At 61.0% G+C, this 23,551-nt stretch carries 23 protein-coding genes; 12 read left to right on the top strand and 11 right to left on the bottom strand.

Annotation, left to right across the window (positions count from 1 at the left end; genetic code table 11):
* Nucleotides 1-71: 71 nt before the first annotated feature.
* On the top strand, nt 72-1,970 hold the full coding sequence (locus CXF97_RS23495; RefSeq protein WP_101161530.1) for an FTR1 family protein: 1,899 nt from the start codon (nt 72-74) through the stop codon (nt 1,968-1,970).
* A 131-nt stretch (nt 1,971-2,101) separates the two neighbouring features.
* The gene (locus CXF97_RS23490; protein ID WP_101161528.1) at nt 2,102-2,557 is read left to right on the top strand and encodes a YaiI/YqxD family protein; all 456 of its coding nucleotides are present in this window, start codon (nt 2,102-2,104) and stop codon (nt 2,555-2,557) included.
* A 165-nt stretch (nt 2,558-2,722) separates the two neighbouring features.
* Here CXF97_RS23490 and elbB read toward each other — a convergent pair whose 3' ends face one another.
* Both elbB and CXF97_RS23480 read right to left on the bottom strand, forming a co-directional pair.
* Nucleotides 2,723-3,391 (bottom strand): isoprenoid biosynthesis glyoxalase ElbB, encoded by a 669-nt coding sequence (gene elbB, locus CXF97_RS23485; RefSeq protein ID WP_101161526.1) that lies wholly within the window; start codon nt 3,389-3,391, stop codon nt 2,723-2,725.
* 167 nt (nt 3,392-3,558) lie between these two features.
* The gene (locus tag CXF97_RS23480) at nt 3,559-4,218 is read right to left on the bottom strand and encodes a DedA family protein (protein ID WP_101161525.1); all 660 of its coding nucleotides are present in this window, start codon (nt 4,216-4,218) and stop codon (nt 3,559-3,561) included.
* Between the two features lie 207 nt (nt 4,219-4,425).
* On the opposite strand from CXF97_RS23480, the gene hemB reads away from it, so the two are divergent.
* Nucleotides 4,426-5,439: a porphobilinogen synthase gene (hemB, locus tag CXF97_RS23475; protein ID WP_101161523.1), complete on the top strand. Its 1,014-nt coding sequence runs from the start codon at nt 4,426-4,428 to the stop codon at nt 5,437-5,439.
* Nucleotides 5,440-5,457: 18 nt separating this feature from the next.
* Nucleotides 5,458-7,683: a polyphosphate kinase 1 gene (gene ppk1 / locus CXF97_RS23470; RefSeq protein ID WP_101161521.1), complete on the top strand. Its 2,226-nt coding sequence runs from the start codon at nt 5,458-5,460 to the stop codon at nt 7,681-7,683.
* A 157-nt stretch (nt 7,684-7,840) separates the two neighbouring features.
* On the opposite strand, the gene ppx is transcribed toward ppk1, so the two are convergent.
* The 5 genes from ppx to CXF97_RS23445 all read right to left on the bottom strand — a co-directional run bounded on the left by ppx (nt 7,841) and on the right by CXF97_RS23445 (nt 12,423).
* The gene (gene ppx, locus CXF97_RS23465) at nt 7,841-9,343 is read right to left on the bottom strand and encodes an exopolyphosphatase (protein WP_101161519.1); all 1,503 of its coding nucleotides are present in this window, start codon (nt 9,341-9,343) and stop codon (nt 7,841-7,843) included.
* A 233-nt stretch (nt 9,344-9,576) separates the two neighbouring features.
* Complete coding sequence (locus tag CXF97_RS23460) at nt 9,577-10,314, bottom strand: amino acid ABC transporter ATP-binding protein (RefSeq protein WP_101161517.1); 738 nt, start codon at nt 10,312-10,314, stop codon at nt 9,577-9,579.
* A complete protein-coding gene (locus CXF97_RS23455) occupies nt 10,301-10,951 on the bottom strand; it encodes an amino acid ABC transporter permease (protein ID WP_016772621.1) in 651 nt (216 codons plus the stop codon). Before CXF97_RS23455 ends, CXF97_RS23460 begins: the two co-directional genes overlap by 14 nt.
* Nucleotides 10,948-11,616: an amino acid ABC transporter permease gene (locus CXF97_RS23450; protein WP_016772622.1), complete on the bottom strand. Its 669-nt coding sequence runs from the start codon at nt 11,614-11,616 to the stop codon at nt 10,948-10,950. Before CXF97_RS23450 ends, CXF97_RS23455 begins: the two co-directional genes overlap by 4 nt.
* Before the next feature lie 21 nt (nt 11,617-11,637).
* Nucleotides 11,638-12,423, bottom strand: coding sequence for a transporter substrate-binding domain-containing protein (locus CXF97_RS23445; protein ID WP_101161515.1), 786 nt, complete (start codon nt 12,421-12,423; stop codon nt 11,638-11,640).
* Nucleotides 12,424-12,679: 256 nt separating this feature from the next.
* Here CXF97_RS23445 and CXF97_RS23440 point away from each other — a divergent pair, with 256 nt between their 5' ends.
* The 6 genes from CXF97_RS23440 to CXF97_RS23415 all read left to right on the top strand — a co-directional run bounded on the left by CXF97_RS23440 (nt 12,680) and on the right by CXF97_RS23415 (nt 18,870).
* On the top strand, nt 12,680-13,387 hold the full coding sequence (locus CXF97_RS23440) for a FadR/GntR family transcriptional regulator (RefSeq protein ID WP_101161802.1): 708 nt from the start codon (nt 12,680-12,682) through the stop codon (nt 13,385-13,387).
* Between the two features lie 120 nt (nt 13,388-13,507).
* Nucleotides 13,508-13,837 carry a thioredoxin TrxA gene (gene trxA, locus CXF97_RS23435; RefSeq protein WP_003206727.1) on the top strand — a complete coding sequence of 110 codons (330 nt, stop codon included), beginning with the start codon at nt 13,508-13,510 and terminating at the stop codon, nt 13,835-13,837.
* A gap of 247 nt (nt 13,838-14,084) precedes the next feature.
* Nucleotides 14,085-15,344, top strand: coding sequence for a transcription termination factor Rho (rho, locus tag CXF97_RS23430; RefSeq protein ID WP_003229334.1), 1,260 nt, complete (start codon nt 14,085-14,087; stop codon nt 15,342-15,344).
* Between the two features lie 238 nt (nt 15,345-15,582).
* Nucleotides 15,583-17,049, top strand: a complete 1,467-nt coding sequence (ubiD, locus tag CXF97_RS23425) for a 4-hydroxy-3-polyprenylbenzoate decarboxylase (RefSeq protein ID WP_039757427.1) — start codon at nt 15,583-15,585, stop codon at nt 17,047-17,049.
* Nucleotides 17,049-18,017, top strand: a complete 969-nt coding sequence (locus CXF97_RS23420; protein WP_101161513.1) for a CDP-6-deoxy-delta-3,4-glucoseen reductase — start codon at nt 17,049-17,051, stop codon at nt 18,015-18,017. Before ubiD ends, CXF97_RS23420 begins: the two co-directional genes overlap by 1 nt.
* Nucleotides 18,018-18,201: 184 nt before the next feature.
* Nucleotides 18,202-18,870, top strand: a complete 669-nt coding sequence (locus tag CXF97_RS23415) for a gamma-glutamylcyclotransferase (RefSeq protein ID WP_024014748.1) — start codon at nt 18,202-18,204, stop codon at nt 18,868-18,870.
* On the opposite strand, the gene glpT is transcribed toward CXF97_RS23415, so the two are convergent.
* Together glpT and CXF97_RS23405 are read right to left on the bottom strand one after the other, a co-directional pair.
* Nucleotides 18,846-20,195 carry a glycerol-3-phosphate transporter gene (gene glpT / locus CXF97_RS23410; protein WP_101161512.1) on the bottom strand — a complete coding sequence of 450 codons (1,350 nt, stop codon included), beginning with the start codon at nt 20,193-20,195 and terminating at the stop codon, nt 18,846-18,848. The two genes, CXF97_RS23415 and glpT, sit on opposite strands and share 25 nt — an antisense overlap.
* A gap of 256 nt (nt 20,196-20,451) precedes the next feature.
* A complete protein-coding gene (locus tag CXF97_RS23405) occupies nt 20,452-21,429 on the bottom strand; it encodes an NADPH:quinone oxidoreductase family protein (RefSeq protein ID WP_101161510.1) in 978 nt (325 codons plus the stop codon).
* Between the two features lie 150 nt (nt 21,430-21,579).
* Here CXF97_RS23405 and CXF97_RS23400 point away from each other — a divergent pair, with 150 nt between their 5' ends.
* Nucleotides 21,580-21,987, top strand: a complete 408-nt coding sequence (locus tag CXF97_RS23400) for a flagellar basal body-associated protein FliL (RefSeq protein WP_056791694.1) — start codon at nt 21,580-21,582, stop codon at nt 21,985-21,987.
* A 94-nt stretch (nt 21,988-22,081) separates the two neighbouring features.
* Here the strand turns inward: CXF97_RS23400 and CXF97_RS23395 are convergent, their stop codons facing one another.
* Entirely contained in the window at nt 22,082-22,531 is a 450-nt protein-coding gene (locus CXF97_RS23395) for an EVE domain-containing protein (protein ID WP_101161505.1), read from the bottom strand.
* Nucleotides 22,532-22,728: 197 nt separating this feature from the next.
* Between CXF97_RS23395 and CXF97_RS28265 the strand changes: the two genes are divergently transcribed.
* Complete coding sequence (locus CXF97_RS28265) at nt 22,729-22,884, top strand: hypothetical protein (protein ID WP_090287349.1); 156 nt, start codon at nt 22,729-22,731, stop codon at nt 22,882-22,884.
* Nucleotides 22,885-22,919: 35 nt separating this feature from the next.
* Here CXF97_RS28265 and CXF97_RS23390 read toward each other — a convergent pair whose 3' ends face one another.
* Complete coding sequence (locus CXF97_RS23390) at nt 22,920-23,525, bottom strand: 5-formyltetrahydrofolate cyclo-ligase (protein WP_101161503.1); 606 nt, start codon at nt 23,523-23,525, stop codon at nt 22,920-22,922.
* Nucleotides 23,526-23,551: the final 26 nt, after the last annotated feature.

The following is a 23,551-nucleotide window of genomic DNA, read 5'->3' as shown; positions in this document are numbered from 1 at the left end:
CGACAAAGCTTGAGAGAAATGTCTTCGAAGTGAACAATATGTAACTTCGCATTTCCATTTGAGATTCGTTCATGACTGCCTCGTCCCGATTGCTGGCCTGGCTGCTGTTCCCGATATTGTCTCTGAGCAGCCTGCCGCTGCTGGCCGATACCGTGGAAGGCGCGCCGCAAGCGTTGCACCTGCTCGACTACATCAGTGCCGATTACCCGCCGACGGTCGCGGCAGGCAAAGTCATCGACGACGGCGAATACCGCGAACAACTGGAATTCACCCAGGTTCTGCAAGGCTTGATCACTGCGTTGCCAGCCAAACCGGAAAAAGCCGCGCTGGAGCAGGGCGTCAAGTCGTTGCATGCCGCCATCAGTGCGAAGCAGGACGGCGCCGATGTTGCCCGTCAGGCCCGGCAGTTGGGCGCGAAACTGGCCGTGGCGTATGAAGTCAGCCAAGCGCCGATCATCACCCCGGACCCGGCACGCGGTGCGCCGTTGTATGCGCAAAACTGCTCGGTGTGCCACGGCGAGACAGGCGCTGGCGACGGCCCGGCCGGCGTTGGTCTGACGCCCGCGCCGGCCAACCTGCGTGACGCCGCGCGCATGGACCATCTGAGCCTGTACGCGATCTACAGCACCCTCGGCCAAGGCGTCGAAGGCACAGACATGCCGGCGTTTGCCGATCAGCTCGATGATCGCCAGCGCTGGGATCTGGCCACCTACATCGCCGGCTTCAGTGCCGATGCGGCGGCCGCCAAGTCCGGCAAGGTCTACAACATCGCCGACCTGGCTCGGCAGACGCCGGCCGAAGTGCAGGCTGCCGAAGGCGCAGAGGTCGCGGCAACTTTCCGCGCCCAGCGTGCGCAACCGCCGCAGGTCAAGCGCGGCCCGGCGCAGTTGCTCGACTACACCGCCGCCACGCTGGACAAGAGCCTCGCGGCCTACCGCGCCGGTGAGCACGATCAGGCCTATGACCTGTCTGTCGCGGCCTATCTGGAAGGCTTCGAGCTGGTCGAGAGCTCGCTGGATAACGTCGATGCCAACGTGCGCAAGGACACCGAAAAATCGCTGATGGCGTACCGGCAGTCGCTGCAGGACGGTCTGCCTGTCGAGCAGGCCGAGCAGCGTCTGGACGCGGCCAGGGCCAAACTGAAGGACTCCGCCGGCCTGCTGGGCAGCGATGGTCTGAGCTGGTCGCTGAGCTACATCTCCGGTCTGCTGATTCTGCTGCGCGAAGGCCTGGAAGCGATTCTGGTGCTGGCGGCGATCCTCGCCTTCCTGCGCAACACCGGCCAGCAATCGGCCGTTCGCAGTGTCAACGTTGGCTGGGGCTTGGCGTTGCTGGCGGGCTTGGGTACCTGGGCGCTGGCGGCGTATGTGATCGATGTCAGCGGTTCGCAGCGTGAGTTGCTCGAAGGCGCCACGGCGCTGTTTGCCAGCGTCATGGTGCTGTGGCTTGGCGTGTGGATGCATGACCGCCGTCACGCGGCGGCCTGGCAGGATTACATCAAAAGCAGTCTGGTCGGCGGCGGTGGACGTTTCGGTTTTGCGATCCTGGCGTTCTTCTCGGTCTATCGCGAGTTGTTTGAAGTGATCCTGTTCTACGAAACCCTGTGGCTGCAGGCCGGGCCTGCCGGGCACAACGCGGTGCTGGCCGGTGGTGCGACGGCGCTGGTGCTGCTGGTTGGCCTGGCGTGGGTGATTCTGCGCGGCTCGGCGAAACTGCCGCTGACGCTATTCTTCAGCATCAACGCCGCGCTGTTGTGCGCGTTGTCGGTGGTGTTTGCCGGGCACGGCGTCAAGGCCTTGCAGGAAGCCGGGATCTTCGGCACACGGCCGGTGGCGTTCTTTGAATTCGACTGGCTGGGGATTCATGCCGATGCCTATTCGCTGACCGCGCAGGCAGTAGCGATTGTGGCGATCGTTGTGTTGTATGGGCGCAGTTGGGTGGCGGAGAAGCGCCGGGTTTCGGCTGCCTGATTGAGCGATCCCAAAAGATCGCAGCCTTCGGCAGCTCCAACAGGGTCGTGCATGTCGCAATGTCACCCCGCGACGCGCACTCTGTCGGAGCTGCCGCAGGCTGCGATCTTTTGCTTTTAGAGGTAAAGAACATGCGTGTATGGATCGATGCCGACGCCTGCCCGCGGGCGGCGAAGGATCTGGTGGTGAAGTTCGCGCTCAAGCGCCAGTTCGAAGTGGTGCTGGTTGCCGGGCAGCCGCAGACCAAGCCGGGGCTGGCCATCGTCAAACTGATTGTGGTGCCGAGCGGGCCGGATGCTGCGGATGACTATTTGGTCGAGCACGCCGTGCCGGGCGAGCTGGTGATCTGCAGCGATATTCCGCTGGCTGATCGGCTGGTCAAGAAGGGCGTGGCGGCGCTGGATCCGCGTGGCAAGGAGTTCGATGCGCAGAACATGGGCGAACGCCTGGCGGTGCGTAATCTGTTCACCGATCTCCGGGAGCAGGGCCAGATGAGCGGCGGGCCGGCGCCGTTTGGCGAGCGCGAGAAACAGGCGTTTGCCAATGCGTTGGACCGGATTCTGACCCGGCTCATCCGCAAGCCCTGAGTCTTGCACAATGATGATCGTTCCCACGCTCTGCGTGGGAATGCAGCCTTGGACGCTCGGCGTCCGCTGCTATTGGTCGTACATCTGTGGTGAGGCCGGAACGCGGAGCGTCCCTGAATGCATTCCCACGCGGAGCGTGGGAACGATCAGGTGAAAGAAGGGGGATCAAGCGTCGTTTTCGTGGGTCAGTTCGAGCACGCGGTCGACCAGTTTGTTGATGCCCGAAGCCGCTTCACTGATGGTCTGCGCCAGCATGTAGGCCGGGGTGGTGACCAGTTTGCGCGCCTTGTCTTCGACGATCTCGGTCACGGCGCACTCTTCGTGGGTCGCGCCCATTTTGCTCATCGCCGCGGCGGTATCGGCATCGTTACCGATGGTGCAAGTCACTCCGGGGCCGTAGATTTTCGCTGCCAGCGCCGGGGAGATGCAGATCAGCCCGACCGGTTTGCCCGCTTCGGCAAATGCCTCGGCCAGGGCCAGCACTTCCGGTTGCACGGTGCAGCCGGCGCCTTCGATGGCGAAGTTCGACAGGTTCTTCGCCGCGCCAAATCCGCCGGGCACGATCAGTGCGTCGAAGTCTTCGACGTCGGCGTCGCGGATATCCTTGACGTTGCCCCGGGCAATCCGCGCCGATTCCACCAGCACGTTGCGCGATTCCGGCATTTCTTCGCCGGTCAGGTGGTTGATCACATGCAATTGCGCAATGTTCGGCGCAAAGCACTGCACCTGCGCGCCGCGCTGGTCGAGGCGCAGCAGGGTGATGACACTTTCCTGGATTTCGGCGCCGTCGTACACGCCGCTGCCGGACAGGATCACTGCAACTTTTTTGCTCATGGGCTTCTCTCCAGATTCATGGCGCTCAATGTCCCTTAAATCGTCGCGCGTGGCCATAGGGGCATGGGCGACGCGCGCGGGGGCAGAGCGCTCTCTCAATGGATCGCAACGGCGGCGGGGTGTTCATTATTTGCCTGGACTGCGCCTGGCAGCTGCCAGCGAACGGCTTATTCGGCTGGCGTTTTTGGCTCGGCAGGATTGTTCGTTTCGGCCAGCGGCAACTGCTCGGCCGCAGCGGCTTTGGCGAGCTGCTCGTCCTGATGGATTTTCTTCGCCAGTTGCGCATTCTTGAAGCGGCGCCGCAGCCACAGGCCCAGCCCGAGGATCAGCAAGGCGCCGAGCACCCACAGCTCGTACTTCTTGATGCTGCCGAGCATGCCTTCCAGCACTGCACCGAAGTGATAAGCCGCCGCAGCCAGGGCGGTGGCCCAGATCGCCGCGCCGATGCCGTTGAGCAGCAGGTAGCGTCCCGGCGGATAACCGGACAAACCGATTGCCACCGGCATCACCGTGCGCAGACCGTAGACGAAGCGGAAGCTCAGGACCCAGATGTCCGGATGCTTGCGGATGTGCTCCAGCGCGCGGTCGCCCATCAGCTGCCAGCGCGGTTTGCGCGCGAGCAATTTGCGCCCGTGCTTGCGCCCCAGGAAGTACCACAGCTGATCGCCGGCATAGCTGCCGAAGAACGCCACGACCACCACCAGGTTGATGTCCATGTATCCACGGAACGCGAGGAAGCCTGCGAGCACCAGGATGGTTTCGCCTTCGAAGAACGTGCCGAGGAACAAGGCAAAGTAGCCAAAGTCGTGCAGAAATTGTTGGAGCATTGTCTGGGTGCTGGCGAAATGAACGCGCAGCCTAACCCTTCAGGCACATTCGTGAAAGTATCGAAATGTGTCTCGACGTGAACAATTCCTACACTGAGAATGGAATGCGGCTACCTGTCACAGGTTTCACACAACTGTCATCCGTTCGTCATAATGGCCGTCTATAACTGTCACGCTCGCCCGTTTGCGCGGGCTCAGGAGTCTGCCGTGAGCTTTACCCCCGCCAATCGTCTGTTCCCTGCCACCCGTTTGCGCCGCAATCGCCGTGATGATTTTTCCCGGCGATTGGTGCGTGAAAACGTGCTGACCGTCGATGATCTGATCTTGCCGGTGTTTGTACTCGACGGTGAAAACCGCCGCGAAGCCGTGGCCTCGATGCCGGGCGTCGAGCGACTGACGATTGATCTGCTGCTTGAAGAAGCCGCCAAGTGGGTAGAGCTGGGCATTCCAGCGCTGGCACTGTTCCCGGTCACGCCGCCTGACCTGAAATCCCTTGATGCCGCCGAAGCCTGGAATCCGCAAGGCATCGCCCAGCGCGCCACGCGCGCCCTGCGTGAGCGTTTTCCGGAACTTGGCGTAATCACCGATGTGGCGCTGGACCCATTCACCACCCACGGTCAGGACGGCATTCTCGACGAAGACGGTTACGTGCAGAACGACATCACCGTCGATGCGCTGGTACGTCAGGCGCTGTCCCACGCTGAAGCGGGCGCGCAGGTCGTCGCGCCATCGGACATGATGGATGGCCGCATCCAGGCGATTCGTGAAGCGCTGGAAATCGCCGGTCACGTCAACGTGCGCATCATGGCCTACTCGGCCAAGTACGCCAGCGCCTATTACGGGCCGTTTCGCGATGCGGTGGGATCGGCTTCGAACCTCGGCAAGGCGAACAAGGCTTCTTATCAGATGGACCCCGCCAACAGCGACGAAGCGCTGCACGAAGTCGGTGCGGACTTGTCCGAAGGCGCGGACATGGTCATGGTCAAGCCGGGCATGCCCTACCTGGACATTCTTTTTCGGGTCAAAGATGCCTTCAAGGTGCCGACCTTCGTCTATCAGGTCAGTGGCGAATACGCCATGCACATGGCCGCTATCCAGAATGGCTGGTTGAGCGAAGCGGTGATCCTCGAGTCACTGACCGCCTTTAAACGTGCCGGTGCAGATGGCATCCTGACTTACTTTGCCGTTCGTGCCGCTCAATTGTTACGAGAGCAGAAATAGCCCTCCCAGGAACATTCCATGAATACCGAAGGACTCACTGAAGTTGCCGTAAAAGAAGCTCAGCCGGTGGTCGAGCAAATCACCGAAACGCCGCCGGAACTGGAGCCCGCGCCACCCGCGCCGGTTGCCGAAACCGCCGCGGCGGTGCCGGCGATCGCTATTCCCGGCCTGGATGACAGCAGCCTGTACATCCACCGCGAGCTTTCGCAACTGCAATTCAACATCCGCGTGCTGGAACAGGCGCTGGACGAGTCCTACCCGTTGCTGGAGCGGCTGAAGTTTCTGTTGATCTTCTCCAGCAACCTCGACGAATTCTTCGAGATCCGCGTCGCCGGGCTGAAAAAGCAGATCACCTTCGCCCGCGAACAGGCAGGCGCCGATGGCCTGCAGCCGCATCAGGCGCTGGCGCGGATCAGCGAGCTGGTTCACGGTCACGTCGACCGCCAGTACGCGATCCTCAACGACATCCTGCTGCCGGAGCTGGAAAAGCATCAGGTGCGCTTCATCCGTCGGCGTAACTGGACGACCAAGCTCAAGACCTGGGTCCGCCGTTATTTCCGCGACGAAATCGCGCCGATCATCACCCCGATCGGCCTCGACCCGACACACCCGTTCCCGCTGCTGGTGAACAAGAGCCTGAACTTCATCGTCGAACTCGAAGGCATCGATGCCTTCGGGCGCGACTCGGGTCTGGCGATCATTCCGGCGCCGCGTCTGCTGCCACGGATCATCAAGGTGCCGGAGGAAGTCGGCGGCGCCGGCGACAACTATGTGTTCTTGTCCTCGATGATCCACGCCCACGCCGATGACCTGTTCCAGGGCATGAAGGTGAAAGGCTGCTACCAGTTCCGCCTGACCCGCAACGCCGACCTGGCGCTCGACTCCGAAGACGTCGAAGACCTGGCCCGTGCGCTGCGTGGCGAATTGTTCTCGCGGCGTTACGGCGACGCGGTGCGTCTGGAAGTCGCCGACACTTGCCCGAAACATCTCTCTGACTACCTGCTCAAGCAGTTCAACCTGAGCGAGACCGAGTTGTATCAGGTCAACGGCCCGGTCAACCTGACGCGCCTGTTCAGCATCACCGGTCTGGACAGCCATCCGGAGCTGCAATACACGCCGTTCACCCCGCAGATCCCGAAACTGCTGCAGAACAGCGAAAACATTTTCAGCGTGGTCAGCAAGCAGGACATCCTCTTGCTGCACCCGTTCGAGTCGTTCACCCCCGTGGTCGACCTGCTGCGTCAGGCCGCGAAAGACCCGCATGTGTTGGCCGTACGGCAGACGCTGTACCGCTCCGGTGCCAACTCCGAGATCGTCGATGCGCTGGTCGACGCCGCGCGTAACGGCAAGGAAGTCACTGCGGTGATCGAGCTGCGTGCGCGCTTCGACGAAGAGTCCAACCTGCAACTGGCCAGCCGTCTGCAAGCGGCCGGTGCGGTGGTGATCTACGGCGTGGTCGGCTTCAAGACCCACGCCAAGATGATGCTGATCCTGCGCCGTGAGGCTGGCGAGATCGTCCGTTATGCGCATCTCGGCACCGGCAACTACCACGCCGGTAACGCCAAGCTTTACACCGACTACAGCCTGCTGACCTCCGATGACGCTTTGTGCGAAGACGTCGGCAAACTGTTCAGCCAGTTGATCGGCATGGGCAAGACGCTGCGCATGAAGAAGCTGCTGCATGCGCCGTTCACCCTGAAGAAGGGCATGCTCGACATGATTGCCCGCGAGACGCAGTTCGCCCTCGAAGGCAAACCGGCGCACATCATCGCCAAGTTCAACTCGCTGACTGATCCGAAAATCATCCGGGCGTTGTACAAGGCCAGCCAGTCCGGGGTACGCATCGATTTGGTGGTGCGCGGCATGTGCTGCCTGCGTCCGGGCATCGCCGGGGTCTCGCACAACATTCATGTGCGCTCGATCATTGGCCGCTTCCTTGAGCACACGCGGGTGTTCTACTTCCTCAATGGCGGCGACGAGCAGATGTTCCTCTCCAGCGCCGACTGGATGGAGCGCAACCTCGACAAGCGTGTCGAGACTTGCTTCCCGGTGGAAGGCAAGAAGCTGCTGACCCGCGTCAAGAAGGAGCTGGAGCTGTACCTGACCGACAACACCCACAGCTGGAGCCTGCAGTCGGACGGCCGCTACATCCGCAACACGCCAACGGGTAACCAGAACCCGCGCAGTGCGCAGGCGACGTTGCTGGAGCGGTTGGGCAGCCCGATTTTGCCGGTGAGCAGCTGACCGTCAGCCCAATAAAAAAGGCGATCCCTCGGGATCGCCTTTTTTGTACCTGAGACATCAACCTGTAGGAGCTGTCGAGTGCAACGAGGCTGCGATTTTTTGATCTTGATCTTGAGGATCAAAAGATCGCAGCCTTCGGCAGCTCCCACAGACGCGTTCAGTGCACCGTGAGAACGATCCCCACCCGCGTCAGCCAATCCGCTTCGAGGCCGAAATCCGCCTGAGTCAGCTGATTTTCATCCAGCCAGTTCTCCGGGAATTCCACATCAAGATGGTCGCCATTGGCATGCAGCACCACCTGTGGCATTGCCTGGGTTCCGCGAATGTGGTGGAACAGAATCGCAAACCGCAGCAACACGCACAGGCGAATCAACTTGATGCCGTCGTCGCCGAACTCGGCGAACTTGTCTTTGGGAATGTTGCGACGGTGGCCGCGCACCAGGAGCGCGAGCATCTGCTGGTCTTCGCGGGAGAAGCCGGCCAGGTCTGAGTGCTCGATCAGGTAGGCACCGTGCTTGTGGTAGTGATAGTGAGCGATGTCGAGGCCGACTTCGTGCACTTTCGCCGCCCAACCGAGCAGTTCGCGCCAGATGCCGTCATCCAGTTCCCAGTCCACGGCAACCTGATCGAACGCGTGCAGGGCTTTGCGCTCGACGCGTGCCGCCTGTTCCAGATCGACGTGATAGCGCTCCATCAGCGAGGTCAGGGTGCGTTCGCGCACGTCTTCGTGATGATGGCGGCCGAGCAGGTCGTAGAGCACCCCTTCGCGCAGCGCGCCTTCGCAGTGATCCATGCGTTGCAGTTCCAGGGCATCGAAGATCGCTTCGAGAATCGCCAGGCCTGCCGGGAAAATTGCCCGGCGATCAGGCTTGATGCCTTCGAAATCGATCTTGTCGGCGTCGCCGAGTTTGAACAGCTTGCGCTTGAGCCAGGCCAGGCCTTCGGCGTTGACCTCACCGCTGCCGTGGCCGCCAGCCTTCAGGGCCAGGCCTATGGCGCGGATGGTGCCGGAGGAGCCGATGGCTTCATCCCAGGTCAGGCGATGCAGGGCGTGTTCGATGCTCATGATTTCCAGGCGCGCCGCCGTATAAGCCTGGGCGTAGCGGGCCGGGGTGATCTTGCCGTCCTTGAAGTAGCGCTGGGTGAAACTCACGCAGCCCATTTGCAGGCTTTCGCGCAGCAATGGCTCGAAGCGCTGGCCGATGATGAATTCGGTGCTGCCGCCGCCAATGTCGGCGACCAAACGTTTGCCCGGCGTATCGGCGAGCGTGTGCGACACGCCGAGATAGATCAGGCGCGCTTCTTCGCGGCCGGAGATGACTTCTACCGTATGGCCGAGGATTTCCTCGGCGCGGCGGATGAATTCGCCACGGTTGCGCGCTTCACGCAAGGCGTTGGTGCCGACGATGCGCACGGCGCCGAGCGGCATACCGTTGATCAGTTGGGCAAAGCGCTTGAGGCAATCGAGGCCGCGCTGCATCGATTCTTCGTTGAGCTGGCGCGCATCGTCGATGCCGGCGGCCAGTTGCACCTTTTCGCCGAGGCGCTCGAGGATGCGGATTTCGCCGTTCTGGGCCTTGGCCACGACCATGTGAAAGCTGTTGGAGCCCAGGTCGATTGCGGCGATCAGGGACAGATTCTTGGCTTGGGATTGCGGCATGGTCAGGGGGTCTCGGTCGATAACCCCGACATCGTGCCACGATCAAACGCTGGCGCCAACGCGCACGGTTCAAACCGTTGATTCAGCGCAGAAAGTCTTGAGGCCGCAGCCTGATCGTTCCCACGCTCTGCGTGGGAATGCCTCACCGGACGCTCTGCGTCCGCTTTTGGAACGCGGAGCGTCCCGGGCTGCATTCCCACGCGGAGCGTGGGAACGATCAGGATGGGGCAGATTCAGGCAGTCGCTTCCACGGTGCCAATAAAATTCGCCAGCTCCGCCGTCTGCGGGTTGGCGAACAACACCTTCGGATCGCCCACTTCATGCACTTTGCCGTGGTGCATGAACACCAGCTTGTCACCGACCTCGCGGGCAAAGCGCATTTCGTGGGTGACCATGATCAGCGTCATGCCTTCCCTGGCCAATTGCCGCACCACGCTGAGCACTTCATTGACCAGCTCAGGGTCGAGTGCCGAAGTGATTTCATCGCACAGCAACACCTTCGGCGACATCGCCAAGGCCCGCGCAATCGCCACGCGCTGCTGCTGGCCGCCGGACAGCCGATCCGGAAAGGCATCGAATTTCTCGCCCAGACCGACCCGCTCCAACATCTGGCGCGCCAGTTCGGCTGCCTTGGCCTTGGGTACTTTTTGCACCACTTGCGGCGCGAGCATGACGTTTTCGCCGACGGTCAGGTGCGGGAACAAATTGAACTGCTGAAAGACCATGCCGACCTTCTGCCGCAGGCTGCGCAGATCGGCGCGGGCGGCGTCGAGGTATTCGCCGTCGACTTCGATCACCCCGTCGTTGATCGACTCCAGCCCATTGAGCGTGCGCAACAGGGTCGATTTGCCCGAGCCACTGCGGCCGATGATCGCCACGACCTGGCCTTCCTCGACGCTGAGGTCGATGCCTTTGAGTACGTGGTGATCGCCGTAGTATTTATGCAGGGCGGAAATTCTAAGCAGAGGCATGCAGTCTCCTTTCCAGGTAGCGCGCACTGAGGGACAAGGGGTAGCAGAGCAGGAAGTAGCCGAGCGCGACGAGGCCGTAGACCATGAACGGTTCGAACGTGGCATTGGCGAGCATGCCGCCGGTCTTGGTCAGTTCGGTGAAGCCGATGATCGACGTCACCGCTGTGCCTTTGACCACTTGCACCGAAAAGCCCACGGTGGGCGCCACAGCGATGCGCAGCGCTTGCGGCAGAATCACGTAGCGCAATTGCTCGAGCGGATTGAGCGCCAGGCTCGACGAGGCTTCCCACTGGCCATGGGGAATCGCCTCGACGCAACCGCGCCAGATCTCCGCCAGATAGGCGCTGGTGAACAAGGTCAGAGCGATCGCAGCGGCCATCCACGGCGAAATCTCGATCCCGGCCAGCGCCACACCGAAGAACACCAGAAACAGTTGCATCAACAGTGGCGTGCCCTGAAACAGCTCGATCCAGGTGCGGGCGATGCTGCTTGGCAACGTGTTCTTCGAGATGCGCATCACCAGAATCAGCAGGCCGACGAGGCCGCCGCCGATGAATGCCACCAGCGACAGCGCCAGCGTCCATTGCAGACCGGTGAGCAGGTTGCGCAGGATGTCCCAGAAAGTGAAATCGCTCATTGGCTGCTCCTCGCAATGAACCGCCGGCCGAACCAGTTGAGCAATTGGCGGATCAGCAGCGCCATGCACAGGTAGATCAGGGTGGTCAGCGCGTAGGTTTCAAAGGCGCGGAAGTTGCGTGACTGAATGAAGTTGGCGGCGAAGCTCAATTCTTCCGTGGCGATCTGCGAACACACCGCCGAACCGAGCATGACAATGATGATCTGGCTGCTCAGCGCCGGCCAGACCTTGCCCAGCGCCGGCAGCAGGACGACGTGGCGGAACGCTTCGAAGCGGGTCATCGCCAGTGCCGCAGCCGCTTCCAGCTGCCCGCGCGGAATCGCCTGGATGCCGGCGCGGATGATTTCGGTCGAATAGGCGCCAAGGTTGATCACCATCGCCAGCACCGCTGCCTGCCACTCGGAGATCTGCATGCCGAGCGACGGCAGGCCGAAGAAGATGAAGAACAGTTGCACCAGAAACGGCGTGTTGCGGATCAACTCGACGTAGACGCCGAAGATCGCCGAGAACGGGCGGATCTGCCACGCCCGCACCAGCGCCCCGACAATGCCCACGCCGACCCCGAGCAGCGCGCCGATAGCGGTCAGCTCAAGGGTGAACAGCGCGCCGCGCAGCAGCAGGTCGGTGTTTTCCACCACCGGCAAAAAATCGAACTGATAAGCCATGAAGGTCTCCCGCGCAGTCGATCAGAGATCGGCCGGCAGCGGCTCTTTCAGCCAGGTCTGCGAGTTCTTTTCCAGTGCGCCGTCAGCCTTGGCGGTGTTGAGGATGTCGTTGACCTTGGTCAGCAGCGCCGCTTCGTTCTTGTTCACGCCCACATAGACCGGGGAATCCTTGAGCTTCACCTTCAGCGCCGGTACGCGCTTGGGGTTCTTCTCGCTGATGGCCACCATTACCACGTTGCCGCTGGCGATCAGATCGACCTGGCCTGCCAAATAAGCGGCGATGGTCGAGTTGTTGTCTTCGAAACGCTTGATGGTCATGCCTTCAGGGGCAACTTTGCTCAGTTCGATGTCTTCGATGGCGCCACGGGTGACGCTGATGGTCTTGCCCTTGAGGTCGTCGAGGCTGGTGATCGCAGCGTCTGGCGGACCGAACACGGCGAGGTAGAACGGCGCATAGGCGCGGGAGAAGTCGATGACCTTCTCGCGCTCGGGGTTTTTGCCGAGGCTGGAAATCACCAGATCAACCTTGCCGGTGGTCAGGAACGGGATACGGTTGGTGCTGTTGACCGGGGTCAGTTCGAGTTTGACCTTGAGTTGGTCGGCGAGCAGCTTTGCCGTGTCGATATCCAGGCCGCGCGGCTTCATGTCCGGGCCGACCGAGCCGAACGGCGGGAAGTCCTGGGGCACGGCAACTTTCAGCGTGCCGCGTTTGACCACGTCGTCCAGACCGTCGGCGTGAGCGGGGGCCTGGCACAGCAGCAGGCCGGCAAACAGGGAAGCGAGGAGGGCGCTGTAACGCTGGGTCATGGACAATCTCCGGATCGGCGGGAAGTGGTTGCTGCGATCGGACAGAGCATGGGCCGTGCCAACAGGCGGATTTCGCCCCGGCAGGCCGCAGTAGCAGCGGCTTCGTTCGGTCTTACTGGTCTGAACAGTCAACTCGGTTTTCGCACTGCGATGGCGCATCGGCAGTGCGCGCCGAACCCCGCTGGGGCACGACTTGCCGGACTCGACGAATAGCTTTACAACTAGCCGCACCTTGGCCCTGACGCGTCCGCAAACCATGAATTCGATCTCCCGCGCCGTACCCGAAGTGGCGCTGCAAGCGATCCGCAAACTGATCACCGAACAGGGCTTCGGCGCCGGCGATGCGTTGCCTTCGCAACGGGATCTGGCGTTGCAACTGGGCGTCAGCCGGGCCTCCCTGCGTGAGGCGCTGTCGTCGCTCAGTGCACTGGGCGTGGTCAGCATTCAGCCGGGCAAAGGCGTCTTCGTGCAGGCGCCAGTGGAACTGACGAATGGCGAAAGCGCACCGGGCTGGGCGTTTGCGGCGCAGGCCTCGCCGCTGGATATCTTTCAGTTGCGCTATGCACTGGAAGGGTTTGCGGCGGGGCTGGCGGCGGTGACGCTGAGCACGTTTGATCTGGATGCGCTGGAAGACAACGTCGCGGCGATGCGTGAGCAATTACGCGCCGGCGATTTCGAAGCGGCGGCGACACTCGACTTCGAATTTCACCGGCGCATCCTGCTGGCCAGCGGCAATCAGGCGATGCTGAGCATTCTCACCGCCAGCGCCGAGATCTTCCTCGAGAGTCAGAAACTGCCGTTCATCCGCGCCGAGCGCGCCATGGAAACCTGGCAGGAACACCGCAAGATCCTCCGCGCCCTGGCGCGCCGCGCGTCGGGGGCGGCGCAGAAAGCCATGCAAGAACACGTGCGCAACGCTGCCCTGCGCACCGGAATCGCCTTCATCGCTCCCGCCGCCGGCTGACTTGAACCATACCCAAACTCATCAGTCACCATAGCAACACTCAATCAACTGCGGCTTCCTGAACACGGGAAGGGCGGCTATGATGGGCCACGTTTTTTTGCTTACAACCTGGAGAATTCCATGAGCAGCGATCTGATCAAACACGTTAGCGACGCTAGCTTCGAAGCCGACGTACTCAAGGCCGAAGGCGCTGTCCTGGTCGACTACTGGGCTGAATGGTGCGGCCCTTGCAAAATGATCGCACCGGTTCTGGACGAGATTGCCGAAACTTACAAAGGCAAGCTGACCGTCGCCAAACTGAACATCGACGAAAACCAGGAAACCCCGGCCAAGCACGGCGTGCGTGGTATCCCGACGCTGATGCTGTTCAAGAACGGCAACGTTGAAGCGACCAAGGTCGGCGCACTGTCGAAGTCGCAACTGGCGGCTTTCCTCGACGCCAACATCTGAGCGTCGCAGTAAAACGCTGAAAAAAGGCCCCGCAAATCGCGGGGCTTTTTGCGTATTCAGGGCTAGACGCTCCGAAACTCAGGTGGTACATTCGGCCCCGCACTGGTTTCTCCAATGCCCCCTGCTAGCCGTCGCCGACGCACTCCTTTTCGAATTAGTTCGCGATCCTGTCGCCTTCTCCGCGGCGCGGCCTCATTAAGCCAAAAGCTTAATTTCCCCCCTCCATAAATGATTACGTCATTCCTATATGAATCTGACTGAACTCAAGCAAAAGCCGATTACCGAACTGCTCGAATTGGCCGAACAGATGGGCATAGAAAATATGGCCCGTTCGCGCAAGCAGGACGTGATTTTCTCCCTGCTGAAAAAGCACGCGAAGAGCGGCGAGGAAATCTCCGGTGATGGCGTGCTGGAGATTCTCCAGGACGGCTTCGGCTTCCTGCGCTCCGCAGACGCTTCCTACCTGGCCGGCCCGGACGATATCTACGTCTCGCCGAGCCAGATCCGCCGCTTCAACTTGCGCACCGGTGACACCATCGTTGGCAAGATCCGCCCTCCGAAGGAAGGCGAGCGGTATTTCGCCCTGCTCAAGGTCGACACGATCAACTTCGATCGTCCCGAGAACGCGAAAAACAAGATTCTCTTCGAGAACCTGACCCCGCTGTTCCCGACCGTGCGCATGAAGATGGAAGCCGGTAACGGTTCCACCGAAGACCTCACCGGTCGCGTGATCGACCTGTGTGCACCGATCGGCAAAGGCCAGCGTGGTCTGATCGTCGCACCGCCGAAAGCCGGTAAAACGATCATGCTGCAGAACATCGCAGCGAACATCGCCCGTAACAATCCTGAAGTTCACCTGATCGTGCTGTTGATCGACGAGCGTCCGGAAGAAGTGACCGAAATGCAGCGCACCGTGCGCGGCGAAGTGGTTGCCTCGACCTTCGATGAGCCGCCGACCCGTCACGTGCAGGTCGCTGAAATGGTGATCGAGAAGGCCAAGCGCCTGGTCGAACACAAGAAAGACGTGGTGATCCTGCTGGACTCCATTACCCGTCTGGCCCGTGCCTACAACACCGTGATCCCGAGCTCCGGCAAGGTATTGACCGGTGGTGTCGATGCCCACGCCCTCGAGAAGCCGAAGCGTTTCTTCGGCGCCGCGCGTAACATCGAAGAAGGCGGCTCGCTGACCATTATCGCCACCGCGCTGGTAGAAACCGGCTCGAAGATGGACGAAGTGATCTACGAAGAGTTCAAGGGTACCGGCAACATGGAACTGCCGCTGGATCGCAAGATCGCCGAGAAGCGTGTGTTCCCGGCCATCAATATCAACCGCTCCGGCACCCGCCGCGAAGAGTTGCTGACCGCCGACGACGAACTGCAGCGCATGTGGATTCTGCGCAAGCTGCTGCACCCGATGGACGAAGTTGCCGCCATCGAGTTCCTGGTCGACAAGTTGAAAACGACCAAAACCAACGACGAGTTCTTCTTGTCGATGAAGCGCAAGTAATACGCTGGCGTTTCAATAAAGGACGCTCCCGCAAGGGGGCGTTTTTTTTGCCCCGAAGAATCTCGCACCCAGCGGATATATCGGCTGATGCGCTGATTCTGCGGTGTCGGCTGCGCACTCCGGAGTCCGCAGCCGGCTCCTTCGCAGTAGCGCGCTAGCCATAATCGAGCGATGACGGGCTGCTGTTTGCCCGTCAGAGCAGGTAGGATGTACGCCTATTTTGAGGGTGCCATCGTCAATGAAATTCAAGGATCTTCGGGATTTCGTGCAGCAGCTTGAGCAGCGCGGAGAGTTGAAACGCATCCAGATTCCCGTCTCGCCGGTGCTGGAGATGACTGAGGTGTGCGATCGCACGCTACGGGCCAAAGGCCCGGCGCTGCTGTTCGAAAAACCCACCGGCTACGACATTCCGGTGCTCGGCAACCTGTTCGGCACACCCGAGCGCGTGGCCATGGGCATGGGCGCCGAGTCGGTCAGCGAACTGCGCGAAATCGGCAAGCTACTGGCGTTCCTCAAGGAGCCGGAGCCGCCGAAGGGTTTGAAGGATGCGTGGTCGAAGCTGCCGATCTTCCGCAAGATCATTTCGATGGCGCCGAAAGTGGTCAAAGATGCGGTGTGCCAGGAAGTAGTCATCGAAGGCGATGATGTCGATCTGGCAATGCTGCCGGTACAGACCTGCTGGCCCGGCGACGTCGGCCCGCTGATCACCTGGGGCCTGACGGTCACCAAAGGCCCGAACAAGGAGCGCCAGAACCTCGGCATCTACCGTCAGCAGGTGATCGGCCGCAACAAGGTGATCATGCGCTGGCTCAGCCACCGTGGCGGTGCCCTCGATTTTCGCGAGTGGTGCGAGAAGCATCCGGGCCAGCCGTTCCCGGTGTCCGTGGCCCTTGGCGCCGATCCGGCAACGATTCTCGGCGCCGTGACGCCGGTACCGGACAGCCTCTCCGAATACGCTTTCGCAGGGCTCTTGCGCGGTAACCGCACCGAACTGGTCAAGTGCCGGGGCAACGACCTGCAAGTGCCGGCCACCGCCGAAATCATCCTTGAAGGCGTGATTCATCCGGGCGAAATGGCCGATGAAGGTCCGTACGGTGACCACACCGGTTATTACAACGAAGTCGACAGCTTCCCGGTGTTCACCGTCGAGCGCATCACCCACCGGATCAAGCCGATCTATCACAGCACTTACACCGGCCGTCCGCCGGATGAGCCAGCGATTCTGGGCGTGGCGCTGAACGAAGTGTTCGTGCCGATCCTGCAGAAGCAGTTTCCCGAGATCACCGACTTCTACCTGCCGCCGGAAGGCTGCTCGTACCGCATGGCCGTGGTGACGATGAAGAAGTCGTATCCGGGGCATGCCAAGCGCGTGATGCTCGGCGTCTGGTCGTTTTTGCGACAGTTCATGTACACCAAGTTCGTTATCGTCACCGACGACGATATCAATGCCCGCGACTGGAACGACGTGATCTGGGCCATCACCACGCGCATGGATCCCAAGCGCGACACGGTGATGATCGACAACACGCCGATCGACTATCTCGACTTCGCCTCGCCGATCTCCGGCCTGGGCTCGAAAATGGGCCTGGATGCCACCCACAAGTGGCCGGGCGAAACCACCCGCGAGTGGGGCCGCGTGATCGTCAAGGACGACGCCGTCACCCAGCGGATCGATGCCATCTGGAATCAGTTAGGAATAGATTGATGCGTGTAACCCTGCAGCCTTCCGGAGCGGTGCTCGAGATACAACCCGGTGAGCGGATTCTCGACGGCGCGCGGCGCCTGGGCTATGACTGCCCGCAAAGCTGCCGCAACGGCAATTGCCACGTGTGTGCAGCGCTGCTGGTCGAAGGCCGCGTCGAGCAGGCCGGCAAAGTCCACGATCATGGCGAGTTCTACACCTGCATCGCCGCACCGCTGGAAGACTGCGTGCTGCTGTGGGATGGCGTGCTCGCGCTGGGTGAGCTGCCGGTGCGCAGCCTGTCGTGTCAGGTCATCGAGTGCCGCGAGGTCGGCGGCGATACCTGGCGCGTGCGTCTGCGTGCGCCAGCAGGCAAGCCGCCGCGCTATCACGCCGGGCAGTATTTGATGATCGAGCGCGAGAGCGGCGAGAAATCGGCGTTCTCCATGGCTTCGGCACCCCACGGCGGACGTGATCTGGAAATCCATGTGCTGGCGCGCGAAACCAGTGCGTTGAGCCTGATCGAGCAGCTGCAACGCAACCCGATGGTGCGTGTCGAGCTGCCCTTTGGCGACACCCATCTTGCGGAGCTGCCCGACGGTCCGCTGGTGTTGATCGCCGCCGGCACCGGCATGGGTCAGATTCACAGTCTGATCGAACATTGCCGCGCCGAAGGCTTCAAGCATCCAGTGCATCTGTATTGGGGCGTACGCCGTCCGGAAGATTTCTATCAAATCGAGCACTGGGACGAATGGCTGAAGTTGCCCAATCTGTTTCTGCACAAGGTCGTCAGCGATCAGTGCGGCTGGGAAGGGCGTTGCGGCATGTTGCATGAGGCGGTTTGCGAAGACTTCCCCGATCTGAAGCCGCTGCACGTCTATGCCAGCGGTTCGCCGGCGATGGTCTACGGCACGCTGGATGCGCTCGTCGAGGCGGGCATGGATGCGCACCAGATGCGTGCCGACGTGTTCGCCTACGCGCCGCGCTCCTGATACTTATAACTTGGTATATAGCCGATTGGTATTTATGCAATTGCATAAATACCGCTAGGTTATATATCAATCAGGCAATTAATCAGTGGCACTTAATTTGCCTTAAAACATATGTGCCTTATTGTTACAGCGGTGCGTTCTATTAAGTAATTCATCACCCGCGGGGAGCTGAACGCTATTCGCCATGAGCGCCATTGAAAACGCAATTCTGAACCTGGCTTACCCTCCACGGCTCGATCTTGGGCCGCAGCTGACGCACGAACAACTTCTCGCTTCCATGCAATCGACCATGGCGCGCCACAAGGGCGGGCCGGTGTGGCTGTTCGCCTATGGCTCGCTGATCTGGCGTCCGGAATGCACAGCAGTGGAGCGCATGCGCGGTCGCGTGCATGGTTATCATCGCGGCTTGTACCTGTGGTCTCACGAGCACCGTGGGACGCCGGAAATGCCCGGGCTCGTATTCGGTCTGGATCGTGGCGGGTCGTGCAGCGGTTTTGCCTACCGCTTGCCGGAAGACAATCTCGATACCGCGCTGTACGCCTTGTGGAAACGCGAGATGCCGTTCCCGTCGTATCGCCCGCACTGGCTCAATTGCCGGCTCGAGGATGGCACTCAGGTGCAGGCCTTGGGATTTGTTCTGGAGCGTCACCTGCCGAGCTATGCCGGCAACTTGCCGGATCATGTGCTCAGCCAGGTGTTCGCCAGCGCCAGCGGGCGTTACGGCACGACTCGTGATTATGTCGAGCAGACCGCGCACGCCCTGCGCAGCCACGCCATGCCAGACCGCAATCTGGAGGCGCGGCTCAAGCGCTGTAAATCACACAGTGATCAGGCGACCGCGTCACGGCTCTGACTGGCGACTTGCTTGTGCCATAGCGTCGGCGCAAGGAAGGCCATCGCCAGCAGGCAGGCGCCGACCAGCAGGACGAAACCGCCATCCCAGCCGAAATGGTCAACGGTGTAGCCCATTGCCGCACTGGCCGCGACCGAACCGCCCAGATAACCGAACAGACCGGTGAAGCCCGCTGCGGTGCCGGCGGCTTTCTTCGGCGCCAGTTCCAGCGCTTGCAGGCCGATCAGCATCACCGGGCCGTAGATCAGGAAGCCGATCGACAACAGGGCGATCATATCGACCATCGGGTTGCCGGCCGGATTGAGCCAGTACACCAGAGTCGCCACAGTCACCAGGGCCATGAACACCATGCCGGTCAGGCCACGGTTGCCACGGAAGATTTTGTCGGACATCCAGCCGCACAGCAGCGTGCCCGGAATGCCTGCCCACTCATAGAAGAAATACGCCCACGAGGTTTTATCCACGGTGAAGCCCTTGGCTTCCTTCAGATAAGTCGGCGCCCAGTCCAGCACGCCGTAGCGCAGCAGGTAGACGAAGACGTTGGCCAGAGCGATGTACCAAAGCATTTTGTTGCGCAGCACGTACTTGACGAAGATTTCCTTGGCGCTGAATTCGTCTTCGTGGCTGGCATCGTAGCCTTCAGGGTAATCGTTCTTGTACTGCTCGATCGGCGGCAGGCCGACCGATTGCGGGGTGTCGCGCATGGTGATGAACGCGAACACCGCCACGCCCAGTGCCACCGCCGCCGGCACATAGAACGCCGCGTGCCAGTCGTTGAACAGGCCCATGCCGATCAGGAACAGCGGGCCGATCAGGCCGCCACCGACGTTGTGCGCCACGTTCCACACCGACACTACCCCACCGCGTTCCTTCTGCGACCACCAGTGCACCATGGTCCGCCCGCTCGGCGGCCAGCCCATGCCCTGCGCCCAACCGTTGATGAACAACAGGATGAACATCATGGTCACGCTGGACGTGGCCCACGGCGCGAAACCGAAAATGAACATCACCCCGGCCGAGACCAGTAGACCGAACGGCAGGAAGAAGCGCGGGTTGGAGCGGTCGGACACCAGGCCCATGAGGAACTTCGACAGACCGTAAGCGATGGCAATCGCCGACATCGCCAGGCCGAGGTCGCCGCGGCTGTAGCCTTCGTCGATCAGGTATGGCATGGCCAGGGAGAAGTTCTTGCGCAGCAGGTAGTAACCGGCGTAGCCGATAAAGATACCGGCGAAGATCTGCCAGCGCAGGCGACGGTAGGTGCTGTCTATTTTTTCTTCAGGCAATGGAGCCTGATGTGCGGCGGGACGAAAGAAAGCAAACATTCAAGAGCTCCAGTTTTATTGTTTTGACTGCGGATGCGAATGTTACAGTTTCGTTACCGAAAATAGCATCGCTTCATGTCGGCTAAAAAGCGGAAATGTGGGCAGCCGAGCGTTCCTTTATGAACATGTCGCTCTGAGACAAGTACCGGGCGCTGAGGGAATGGTGACTCGGGTGGGTTTCTGCGGTTTGACGGATAGAAGAGGCAGACCTCAACGATAAAGCGATCCGGATTGCTGCTCCGGATCGCTCCATGTTTTAACGAACCTGAACGACAACCTTGCCCACAGCCTTGCGCTGGCCAAGATCATTGATCGCCTGCGCGGCATTGCTCAGCGGATAGACCTGCGATACCAGTGGTTTGAGCTTGCCCTCGGCAAACCAGCCGAACAGCTGCTGAAAGTTGGCTGCATTGTCCTGGGGCTGGCGCTGGGCGAACGAGCCCCAGAACACGCCGAGCACTGCCGCGCCTTTGAGCAGGGCGAGGTTGACCGGCAATTGCGGGATGCGTCCGCTGGCGAAGCCGACCACCAGCAGGCGGCCGTTCCAGGCGATGGCGCGGATGGCCTGGTCGAACAGGTCGCCGCCGACCGGGTCGTAAATCACGTCGGCGCCCTGGCCATCGGTGAGGCGTTTGATTTCGTCCTTCAGATTGCCTTCGCTGTAATTGATCAACTCATCGGCGCCGGCCGCTTTGGCCACTGCGAGTTTCTCGGCGCTGCTGGCTGCAGCGATCACGCGTGCGCCCATGGCTTTGCCGATTTCCACAGCGGCGAGACCGACACCGCCAGAGGCGCCGAGCACCAGCAGGGTTTCGCCCGGTTGCAGGTTGGCGCGTTGCTTGAGTGCGTGCATCGATGTGCCGTAAGTCATGCTGAATGCAGCGGCGATGTTGAAATCCATCGACGGCGGAATCGGCAGCACGTTGTAGCCCGGCACCGCGACCTGCTCGGCAAAACTGCCCCAGCCGGTCAGGGCCATGACCCGGTCGCCGACCTTGAGGTGGCTGACCTTTTCCCCTACTTCGCGCACCACGCCGGCCGCTTCACCGCCTGGCGAGAACGGGAAGGGCGGTTTGAACTGGTATTTGCCCTCGATGATCAGCGTGTCCGGGAAGTTGACCCCGGCGGCGTGCACCTCCAGCAGGATTTCATTCTTCTTGGCGACAGGATTGGCGACGTCTTCCAGCACCAGCGATTCGGCAGGGCCGAAGGCTTTGCACAGCACGGCTTTCATCAGGGCTATTCCTTTGGGAGTGATGGCCGATAAGTGTAGGTGTGTGAATCAACGGGTCAACGAGCATGCCCGACCCTGATAGTCAGGCATAAGCTTGTGCTTGCGCGGCGGGTCGTTATGCTAGGCCGCAAAACGGATAAGGAGCGAATTGTGAAAGCGTGGATCATGTTGTTGCTGGCCCTGTCTCTGCCTGTGGCAGCACTGGCCGAAGAAGCCAAAGAAGGCGAGGCGCCGAAGGTCAATTACATCACCCTGAGCCCGCCGTTCGTCGGCAACTATGGCCTCGACGGCACCGCCAAACTCAAGGTCTACAAGGCCGATGTGGCCCTGCGCGTCACCGGCGAAGAAGCGACCAAACTGGTCAAGGCCAACGAGCCGCTGATCCGCAATCAGCTGGTGGCGCTGTTCACTCAGCAGTCGACCGAGGCGATGGGCAGCATTGAAGGCAAGGAAAAGCTGCGGCAGGAAGCGTTGAAGCAGACCCAGCAGGTCATGAATGACGAGACCGGCAAGCCAGTGGTTGAGGATCTGTTGTTCAACAACCTGATCATCCAGTAAGTCTTAAAAGTCAAAAGATCGCAGCCTTCGGCAGCTCCTACCCTGGAATACGTTTCCCTGTTGGAGCTGCCGAAGGCTGCGATCTTTTTGCGCGTTAACGCAACGCAATTACCGCCGCCCACTGCTCCGGCGTCACCGGCATCACCGATAATCGCGATCCTTTCTGCACCAGTGGCATCTCGGCCAGCGCGGTCTGCTGCTTCAGATAATCCAGTTTCAGCACTCGCGCAAAGGTCTCGACATGCTCGACATCAATCGCGCTCCAGCCATTTTTCTCCGCCGTAGCCTTGGGATCGAAGTATTCACTTTCCGGCTCCAGAGCGGTGGGATCCGGGTACGCCGCTTCGATGATCCTGCCGATGCCGGCAATTCCCGGTTCCGGGCAACTGGAATGGTAGAAAAAGAATTCATCGCCTACCGCCATCGCCCGCAGGAAATTGCGCGCCTGATAATTGCGAACCCCGTCCCAGCGCGCCTTGCCGAGCTTTTCCAGACCCTTGATCGAAAGTTCGTCGGGCTCTGATTTCATCAGCCAATAGGCCATGTCGTGTGCTCCTGAAGCGGTCATTGGGCAGGTTGTCGGGCAATTTTATGACAAACCGACAGTCGGTTGACGCCAGCGTTTGCGCACAGGTTCACGTTGCCGCAAAATGCCGGCCTTTAAAGCTTGACGCTGCTGCACGGCCTACGAACGGAAACCGCTGCTGTCATCGTGATGATGTGCCTTGAGGGGGGCAATCGATGAAACGCAAACCGGATTTGCTATGGACTTTGGTAATTTTGTTTGGCCTGGGCGTGGTGACCACCGGTTACGCGCAGAGCCTGTGGGCGAACAAGGCTGATGCACCGATTGAGATTGCACAACAAGTGCAACAGTCGACTGCTTTCAAACGCTGAACCTGTCTCTTCGACGCCGCTGTTCCGTGCGGCGTCTACTCTGCGAAATACCATGCCTTGTCGGTGACCGTGCCTTGTAACGGGACATCCCAGCTCGCCTGCGCCAAACGCTCGACCTTCTGACACTCATGGGCCAGGCCCAGCAGTGTCGGCTTGCGCCAGTTCTGGCGCCGGGCCAGGTAGGCAAGGCTGCGATCATAGAACCCGCCGCCCATGCCCAGTCGTCCACCGACATCGTCAAACCCCACCAGCGGCAAGAGCACCAGATCCAGCGCCCAGACCTTGCGTTGCCGAGCCAGATTGGCGCGGGGCTCAAGAATCCGGAAACGATTAGGGGTCAGCTTTTCGCCGGGACGAATGCGCTGGAAGACCATTTTGGTTCGCGGCCAGGCGCTGAGTACCGGCAGATAAGTTGCCTTGCCGCGACGCTGGGCTTCGCGCAGCAGCAAGCGCGGATCGATTTCACCGTCGGTAGGCAAATACAGAGAGAGATGTTTCGCCCGCCGAAAGTGCGGGTCTTGGGCCAATTGCCGGAACAGGCACTTGGCAGCCTGACGTTGTTGGCCCGGCGTCAATGCGCGGCGCGCCTTGCGCAGCAGGCGGCGAAGTTGCGGGCGGGGCAGCAGCGCGGGTTCGGTCATGGTTCGGCTTCGGCAGGTGGATGCAA

Source organism: Pseudomonas sp. Choline-02u-1 (assembly GCF_002836515.1).
Taxonomy (GTDB): Bacteria; Pseudomonadota; Gammaproteobacteria; order Pseudomonadales; family Pseudomonadaceae; genus Aquipseudomonas.
Note: the sequence above shows the minus strand (reverse complement) of the source record. Positions and strands in the feature narration are given on the sequence as shown.

What these genes read in the sequence shown, in the direction of transcription:
- CXF97_RS23495 (WP_101161530.1), top strand. Translation starts at nt 72, where the DNA reads ATGACTGCCTCGTCCCGATTGCTGGCCTGGCTGCTGTTCCCGATATTG.
- CXF97_RS23490 (WP_101161528.1), top strand. Translation starts at nt 2,102, where the DNA reads ATGCGTGTATGGATCGATGCCGACGCCTGCCCGCGGGCGGCGAAGGAT.
- elbB (WP_101161526.1), bottom strand. Translation starts at nt 3,391, where the DNA reads ATGAGCAAAAAAGTTGCAGTGATCCTGTCCGGCAGCGGCGTGTACGAC.
- CXF97_RS23480 (WP_101161525.1), bottom strand. Translation starts at nt 4,218, where the DNA reads ATGCTCCAACAATTTCTGCACGACTTTGGCTACTTTGCCTTGTTCCTC.
- ppk1 (WP_101161521.1), top strand. Translation starts at nt 5,458, where the DNA reads ATGAATACCGAAGGACTCACTGAAGTTGCCGTAAAAGAAGCTCAGCCG.
- ppx (WP_101161519.1), bottom strand. Translation starts at nt 9,343, where the DNA reads ATGCCGCAATCCCAAGCCAAGAATCTGTCCCTGATCGCCGCAATCGAC.
- CXF97_RS23460 (WP_101161517.1), bottom strand. Translation starts at nt 10,314, where the DNA reads ATGCCTCTGCTTAGAATTTCCGCCCTGCATAAATACTACGGCGATCAC.
- CXF97_RS23455 (WP_016772621.1), bottom strand. Translation starts at nt 10,951, where the DNA reads ATGAGCGATTTCACTTTCTGGGACATCCTGCGCAACCTGCTCACCGGT.
- CXF97_RS23450 (WP_016772622.1), bottom strand. Translation starts at nt 11,616, where the DNA reads ATGGCTTATCAGTTCGATTTTTTGCCGGTGGTGGAAAACACCGACCTG.
- CXF97_RS23445 (WP_101161515.1), bottom strand. Translation starts at nt 12,423, where the DNA reads ATGACCCAGCGTTACAGCGCCCTCCTCGCTTCCCTGTTTGCCGGCCTG.
- CXF97_RS23440 (WP_101161802.1), top strand. Translation starts at nt 12,680, where the DNA reads ATGAATTCGATCTCCCGCGCCGTACCCGAAGTGGCGCTGCAAGCGATC.
- trxA (WP_003206727.1), top strand. Translation starts at nt 13,508, where the DNA reads ATGAGCAGCGATCTGATCAAACACGTTAGCGACGCTAGCTTCGAAGCC.
- rho (WP_003229334.1), top strand. Translation starts at nt 14,085, where the DNA reads ATGAATCTGACTGAACTCAAGCAAAAGCCGATTACCGAACTGCTCGAA.
- ubiD (WP_039757427.1), top strand. Translation starts at nt 15,583, where the DNA reads ATGAAATTCAAGGATCTTCGGGATTTCGTGCAGCAGCTTGAGCAGCGC.
- CXF97_RS23420 (WP_101161513.1), top strand. Translation starts at nt 17,049, where the DNA reads ATGCGTGTAACCCTGCAGCCTTCCGGAGCGGTGCTCGAGATACAACCC.
- CXF97_RS23415 (WP_024014748.1), top strand. Translation starts at nt 18,202, where the DNA reads ATGAGCGCCATTGAAAACGCAATTCTGAACCTGGCTTACCCTCCACGG.
- glpT (WP_101161512.1), bottom strand. Translation starts at nt 20,195, where the DNA reads ATGTTTGCTTTCTTTCGTCCCGCCGCACATCAGGCTCCATTGCCTGAA.
- CXF97_RS23405 (WP_101161510.1), bottom strand. Translation starts at nt 21,429, where the DNA reads ATGAAAGCCGTGCTGTGCAAAGCCTTCGGCCCTGCCGAATCGCTGGTG.
- CXF97_RS23395 (WP_101161505.1), bottom strand. Translation starts at nt 22,531, where the DNA reads ATGGCCTATTGGCTGATGAAATCAGAGCCCGACGAACTTTCGATCAAG.
- CXF97_RS28265 (WP_090287349.1), top strand. Translation starts at nt 22,729, where the DNA reads ATGAAACGCAAACCGGATTTGCTATGGACTTTGGTAATTTTGTTTGGC.
- CXF97_RS23390 (WP_101161503.1), bottom strand. Translation starts at nt 23,525, where the DNA reads ATGACCGAACCCGCGCTGCTGCCCCGCCCGCAACTTCGCCGCCTGCTG.